The sequence below is a fragment of the Mycobacterium sp. genome (genome assembly GCF_046095365.1).
GTDB lineage: Bacteria > Actinomycetota > Actinomycetes > Mycobacteriales > Mycobacteriaceae > Mycobacterium.
Genome location: NZ_JBJTJF010000142.1, coordinates 1 through 3,247 on the forward strand (window position 1 = coordinate 1; position 3,247 = coordinate 3,247).

4 protein-coding genes are annotated in these 3,247 nt (G+C 67.8%); 1 reads left to right on the forward strand and 3 read right to left on the reverse strand.

Annotated elements, in window-relative coordinates; translation table 11 throughout:
• From ACKOQ4_RS11245 to ACKOQ4_RS11255, 3 genes are all read right to left on the reverse strand, one after another.
• The coding region (locus ACKOQ4_RS11245; protein ID WP_526291804.1) for a peroxidase family protein at positions 1-628 on the reverse strand (628 nt) is incomplete at its 3' end.
• A gap of 66 nt (positions 629-694) precedes the next feature.
• Positions 695-1,339, reverse strand: coding sequence for a hypothetical protein (locus ACKOQ4_RS11250; RefSeq protein WP_526291806.1), 645 nt, complete (start codon positions 1,337-1,339; stop codon positions 695-697).
• 278 nt (positions 1,340-1,617) lie between these two features.
• The gene (locus ACKOQ4_RS11255; RefSeq protein WP_526291808.1) at positions 1,618-2,235 is read right to left on the reverse strand and encodes a sensor domain-containing protein; all 618 of its coding nucleotides are present in this window, start codon (positions 2,233-2,235) and stop codon (positions 1,618-1,620) included.
• A 292-nt stretch (positions 2,236-2,527) separates the two neighbouring features.
• Between ACKOQ4_RS11255 and ACKOQ4_RS11260 the strand changes: the two genes are divergently transcribed.
• The gene (locus ACKOQ4_RS11260) at positions 2,528-3,178 is read left to right on the forward strand and encodes a VldE C-terminal domain-containing protein (protein ID WP_526291810.1); all 651 of its coding nucleotides are present in this window, start codon (positions 2,528-2,530) and stop codon (positions 3,176-3,178) included.
• Positions 3,179-3,247 lie beyond the last annotated feature (69 nt).

Genomic DNA, 3,247 nt, shown 5'->3' on the forward strand with positions numbered 1-3,247 from the left:
TGCCGTCCTTGAACGTGCGGACCTCGGACTGCTTGTCCTTGCCGGTGCCGTACACCTGCGAGGCGTCCCACCAGTGCGTCTCGGTGTTGGCGAACACCGGGGCGGGCTGGCCGTCGACGATCTCCTTGCCGTTCATCGGAATGGTCCGACGGATCTGCATCGGGTTCTTCGGGAAGTCGTCACCGGCGCCCAGCGGGATGTCGATCACCTTGCTCGGGTCGCCATTGCCGTGGAAGAACCAGTTGTGGTTCTCGAACTGGATCCACGCCGCGGCGAACGAGTTGACGATCCCGGCGGGCTTGAACGAATCGCGGGCCATCAGCTTGCGGCTGATCAGCCGCGGGTCGGGATCAAGCAGTTTCTTGGTGTGGGTGATCGTCATCGATGGCGGGGCATTGCGGCCGAAGCCGGTGCCCGCCGCGCCCATCCACGGATCCGAGAGGTCGTTGAAGGTTCCGTCCGGGGTGCGGGCGCGCTTGGCCTCCTCGGAGGGCGCACCGAGGTCGGTGCTGGGCCGGATGCCCTCGCCCTCGTAGAGGTTGTGCGCGCGCAACTCGTCGCGCAGATCGGTCAGCGCTTTGACCTGCATGACCAGGGACGGCTTCTCGTACCACTGCTTGTCGCTCATCTGAATGGAACCCCTCTCGCGATTTGGAACGGAACTGTCTTGACGTTGTCGGTTGTGGAAGGACGCTCAGCGCGGGGTGCGCAGAGCGAAGTAGCCGATCTTGTTGTAGCCCGAATCTGTCTTGAACAGAATCTTGCCCAGATACACGCCGGGCACGAGCTCGACGAGTTCGTCGCGGACGCTACGGATGATCAGCTTCGGGTTGTCCTCGATGTCGGCGTAGTCGATGACCATGACGTCGATGTCCGGGTCGTCCTTGCCGGCCTCCACATAGGTCTTGAAGTCGAACGCCAGCTTGCCGTCGATATGGTCGCGCATCGAGTACAGCGGCCAGAGCAGCTTGCCGACCAGGCCGGTGCTCTTCGTCAGACGGTTGTCACCCGTGGCGGACTGGTTGTCGAAACGCTTGCCCTGCCATGGCATCCACAGAGCGGTGATGGCGCGCACGACGGCGTCGAACTTCTCGTTGGTGGTGGTCATCACCAGAATGCCCTCGGTCGGCCCGTGCAGGTTGGTGGGCGCGGTGCCGAGCCGGAAGAGTTGGTTGAGGTCCGCATCAGCGCCCTCGGCGTCGGACTTGGACTGCTTGGACAGGTCGTTGATCCAGGCCCACGCCGAGTCCGCCGCACCGTCGGGATGTTCCGCCACCGACTTGCGCAGCCACTCGAGCTTGCCGGACACTCCGCGAGCCACCAGGTCTTCACTGCCCATCGTTGATCTCCTCGTTTCGATTAAGCCGATTGGCGCGATCGTAGGGAAAATAGGGCCTCTCCGCATTGTTATCGCCGAACACGGCCGCCGGAGACCCCCCCGGCGTGTCGCCCCGGCGCGCCGCGCCGGGGGCCGCCGCGCGGAACCGGCAAGGGGTCCGGTCCAGTTCTGCGATAAAAGCCCTGATCAGCGGCTGTTCGGAAGGTGGGATCCGCTATCCGGGCCGGGTTACCGCGCCCTCCTTAGCCTGGGGCCGGCCGGCCGACAGCCGAGCCGGGTCAGGCCTTGGCGTTGATCCGCGCGGAGATCTGCTCGGCTACCGCCATCACGGCCGCGGCCGGCTCCTGCCGGCACGACCCGACGCGGAAGAGGACGTTCTTGACCACCCGCGCGGCCTCGGCGCACGGCCGGTCGCCGGGCTCGAGCCAGGTTGCGCCGTTGGGTTTGAGCGAGGCGATCGCGATTTTCCCGGTCCCGGTCAGCGCACAGGCCCGCAGTCCGCTGTCCAACTCGTCGTAGAGGTCCTGGGCCTTGGCCGGGTCGGGGTACACGCCGATGGCCTGACGAAGGTAGATGTTGCTGCCGGTGGTATCGACGTATCGGAAGGCGGTCCAGCCGGTTCCGAACACCGCAGGGTCGGCTTCGGAGCTGAGCGCCAGTTGGCAGGCCCCGCCCGGGTCGGCGGCCGGCCCTGAAACCGGCTGGTCGCTGACCGCGGAGTTCAGGTAACCGCCGCCCGAGATCGCTTTGATGTCGTCCAGCGAGACGGCCAGCGGGTCGATGTCGGCGGGGGTGATGGCGGGGTCCGCGTGGGACTCGCCGGCATTGCACACTCCGGCGGCGCCGCACAGCAGGACGATGCCGACGGCGGCGGCCAGGTGTCTGGTGGGACTCATCGTCGTGCCTTCCCGCAGCGGTGACCTCGTCCGGTCGAAGAATTTCCCTCCGTCAGGGAAGCTTAGTGACCGGTCGCGCCCGCCCGCCACGCGAACTTTGCTGGGGAAGGCTCCAGCTAAGGTCCAGCCGCCCGGTCCGGGTGGCTGGACGCCTGTGAACTGCGGCGATCGACTGGACCCGGGTGCCCGCAACCAGTGAGGGATGGTTCGGGTGTGACGAACTCGCCGGTCGCGATAACTCGTCGGGGCCCGGGAGTTCCGTTATGGTTTCGTGATGTTTTGTCAACGGAGTGTGAAGAGGGCGTGGCCGGTGCTGGCCGCGGCCGTGGTCCTGCCGGCGGCGCTGGCGCTGTCCCCGGGAGCGGGCGCGGACCCGGGCAACGCCGAACAGCCCGGTGGAGCGCCCGCCGTCGAATCGGCGGTGCTCACGGACCTGCAGGGCGCACCCGCAGAGGCGCTTCCGGCCGAACCCGCGCCGGAGGCGCTTCCGGCCGAACCCGCGCCCGAGGCGCTCGTGGTGGCACCGGCGGCTCACGTCGACTTCGCACCGGAACTGCTGCCCCCCGGCGTCGGCCCCGAGCAAGGTCTGCAGGTCAGGACCATCCTGGCCGAGCGGAACATCAGCACCTACTTCCCGCAGATCACCGAGATGATCGGCGTGCGGCCCGACTCCAAGCCGTGGCATCCCAACGGGCTGGCCCTCGACGTCATCATCCCCGACGCCGGAAGCGCCGAGGGCATCGCGCTGGGCGACGCGATCCGCGACTACGCGCTGCGGAACGCCGACAGGTTCGGCCTGCAGGACGTGATCTGGCGGGGCGTGTACTACACGCCCGCCGGCCCCGGCGGCTCGGGCTACGGCCACTTCGATCACGTGCACATCACCACCACAGGTGGCGGCTACCCGGGTGGGGTCGAGGAGTATCCGCGCGTCGCGCCGTAGTTAACCCGGCGGGGGAGCGCCGGGCCGCGCCATGCCCGGACCCATGTCCTCCGGATCCATGCCGGCCAT

What these genes read in the sequence shown, in the direction of transcription:
- ACKOQ4_RS11250 (WP_526291806.1), bottom strand. Translation starts at nt 1,339, where the DNA reads ATGGGCAGTGAAGACCTGGTGGCTCGCGGAGTGTCCGGCAAGCTCGAG.
- ACKOQ4_RS11255 (WP_526291808.1), bottom strand. Translation starts at nt 2,235, where the DNA reads ATGAGTCCCACCAGACACCTGGCCGCCGCCGTCGGCATCGTCCTGCTG.